Consider the following 2,562-nt stretch of genomic DNA (forward strand, 5'->3'; position numbering starts at 1 on the left):
GACCCCGCCGAGGCGGTGGCGGAGTTCGCGGCACCGCTGACCGCGGAGGCCGTCACCGCCGAGGGGCTGCGGGTACGCCGCGACCAGGTCGGCCGCGCGTACGCGGCGCTGACGCAGCCGGTGGCCGAGGCACTGCGGCTGGCCGCCCGCACCGAGGGACTCGTCCTCGACCCGACCTACACCGGCCGTGCCCTCGCGGGACTGCGCGCCGCCGCACGCGACGGCGACGTGCGGCCCGGCGAAAAGACCGTGTTCGTCCACACCGGCGGCCTGCCCGGCCTCTTCGGCCACCCCGAGGCGGTGGCGTACGCGGAAGAGGGAGCGGGGGCATACGAGGGCTGACGGCGCGCGAGCCGCCCCGTCCCCGCAAGCCGGGGCGTACGACGCTGAGGCCCCGCGCGGGTGCCGGCAACCCCTGGCGAGCCGCTGCCCGGAACCCGCGCGCGGCGAGCCGGAACAGCACGCGCACCACAGTGACAGCACGGGCGGGATGCCTGCGGTCCCTGGCCAGCCGCCACCCCGAACCCGCGCGCGACGAGCCGGAACAGCACGCGCGTCACGGTGACGACGGCACGGCCCGCCGTCCCGATCGCGTCGGCCGAGAGACGAACCGGCGCGGTCGGGCTCACCAGGCCCGGGCCGCGCGCAGCAGGAACTCGCCCACGCGCGCCACGTCGGGATTGTCGGAGGGGCCGGGGCGACGGACCAGGAAACCCGTGTTGATCGGCGGGTCCTCCGGCTCCAGCAGCGCCACCACCGCGCCGGACTCCAGCAGGTCCAGGCACAGATAGCGGGGCAGCACACTGAACCCGGCGCCCGCCGCCACCGCCGCGAGGACTCCGCGCAGATCGGGCACCGTCACCGCGGCGGTCCGCGACAGACGCCTGCCGAAGACATGGCGCCAGTAACGCCGGGCGATCGGCAGGTCCTCCGCGTACGTGACCAGCGGGACGTCGTGCAGCGCGGCCGGACCCTCCGCGGCGAGCCGCCCCGCCACCCGGTCCGCCCACACCGGGGCGGCGACCAGGACGAACTCCTCGTCGGTGAGCGGCGTGGCGTGCAGGGCGCGACCGCGGGGACGGGTGGTGGCGATCACCAGGTCGTGGCGGCCGGCGCGCAGCTCCTCCAGCAGGGCGTCCGTCAGCCCGGTGGCCACCCGCAGCCGCACGCCCTCGGCCACCAGCGGCGCGAGCGCGGGCAGCGCGGTGGTGCACAGCAGCTCGGCGGGCCCGGCCAGATGCACCGGCTCACCCCGGGCACCGGCCCGCGCGTCCGGGCCGGCCACGGCGGCCAGTTCGTCCAGCGGCGCGGCGATCCGGGCCGCGAGTTCGTCGGCCACCGGCGTCGGCGCGACCCCGCGCGGCAGCCGTTCGAACAGCTCCCGGCCGGTCTGCCGTTCCAGCGCGCGCATCTGCGTCGTCACCGTCGGCTGCGACAGGCCCAGCAGGCGCCCGGCACCCGTGAAGGATCCGGAGCGGTACACCGCCAGGAAGGTGCGCAGCAGGTTCAGGTCGAGGGCAGCGATCTCCACACGGCCGAGTATCGACCGTCCCGCGCCCTCCGCGTGCCATAGGACTTCCAATGCCAACCATTCGGCCTTTCATTGGTTGCCTATGGGTCGGTTCGCCTACGTTCGATTCCGCAGACGCAAGCCCTCCGTGAGAAGGAAACCCATGTCGAAGATCCTGTTCGTGCTGACCGGCGCCGACCGCTGGACGCTCGCCGACGGCACCCCGCACCCCACCGGCTTCTGGGCCGAGGAGGCCGTGGTCCCCTACCGCGCCCTGAAGGCCGCCGGTCACGAGATCGTCGTCGCCACTCCCGGCGGTGTGGTGCCGCCCGTCGACCGGGCGAGCCTGGCGCCCGAGGTCAACGGGGGCCAGGAGCGGGCGGACGAGATGGCGCGCGGGCTGGAGGGCATGGCCGAGCTGCGCACACCGGTGAAGCTGTCCGAGGTCGACCTCGACGACTTCGCCGCCGTCTTCTACCCCGGCGGGCACGGCCCGATGGAGGACCTGGCCGTCGACGCCGAGTCCGGGCGCCTGCTCGTGGCGGCCCTCGACTCGGGCACGCCGCTGGCCGTGGTCTGCCACGGTCCGGCCGCCCTGCTCGCCGCGGTCCGGGCCGACGGCTCCAACGCCTTCGCCGGCTACCGGGCGGCGGCCTTCACCAACGCCGAGGAGATCCAGGGCGGCCTCGCCGAGCGAGCGAGGTGGCTGCTCCAGGACCGGCTGACCGAGGCGGGCGTCGACGTCCGGGCCGCCGAGCCGTGGGCGCCGCACGTGGTCGTCGACCGGAACTTGATCACCGGCCAGAACCCGGCCTCCTCGGCGCCGGTCGCCGAGGAGCTCCTGAAGCGGCTGGGCTGAGCCGACGGGTGGGCGGGTGCCGGGGCGGGCGAGGCATGTGCGCCGCAACGGAAGGCCCGCGCGGCTGAGCGGAGCGCGGAAGCGGACGCCCCGCACCGAGAAGCAGGCGACCCGCGCGGAGGGGCGGCCGAACCGCGCCCTGCGCCAGCCGCTGCCGCCGGGCGCGGCTGGGCTGAGCCGACGGGTGGGCGGG

General features: G+C 76.0%; 3 protein-coding genes. 2 read left to right on the forward strand and 1 reads right to left on the reverse strand.

Features of this window, described 5'->3' with window-relative positions; genetic code table 11:
* A partial coding sequence (locus ACLU3S_RS36630) for a pyridoxal-phosphate dependent enzyme (RefSeq protein ID WP_413956293.1) occupies positions 1–342 on the forward strand: 342 nt, incomplete at its 5' end.
* A 283-nt stretch (positions 343–625) separates the two neighbouring features.
* On the opposite strand, the gene ACLU3S_RS36635 is transcribed toward ACLU3S_RS36630, so the two are convergent.
* A complete protein-coding gene (locus ACLU3S_RS36635) occupies positions 626–1,531 on the reverse strand; it encodes a LysR family transcriptional regulator (protein ID WP_413956294.1) in 906 nt (301 codons plus the stop codon).
* 142 nt (positions 1,532–1,673) lie between these two features.
* Here ACLU3S_RS36635 and ACLU3S_RS36640 point away from each other — a divergent pair, with 142 nt between their 5' ends.
* On the forward strand, positions 1,674–2,369 hold the full coding sequence (locus tag ACLU3S_RS36640; RefSeq protein WP_413956295.1) for a type 1 glutamine amidotransferase domain-containing protein: 696 nt from the start codon (positions 1,674–1,676) through the stop codon (positions 2,367–2,369).
* Positions 2,370–2,562: the final 193 nt, after the last annotated feature.

Source organism: Streptomyces sp. AF1A, assembly GCF_047340315.1.
GTDB lineage: Bacteria > Actinomycetota > Actinomycetes > Streptomycetales > Streptomycetaceae > Streptomyces.

Coding starts and splice junctions, on each gene's coding strand:
- ACLU3S_RS36640 (WP_413956295.1), top strand. CDS start 1,674: ATGTCGAAGATCCTGTTCGTGCTGACCGGCGCCGACCGCTGGACGCTC.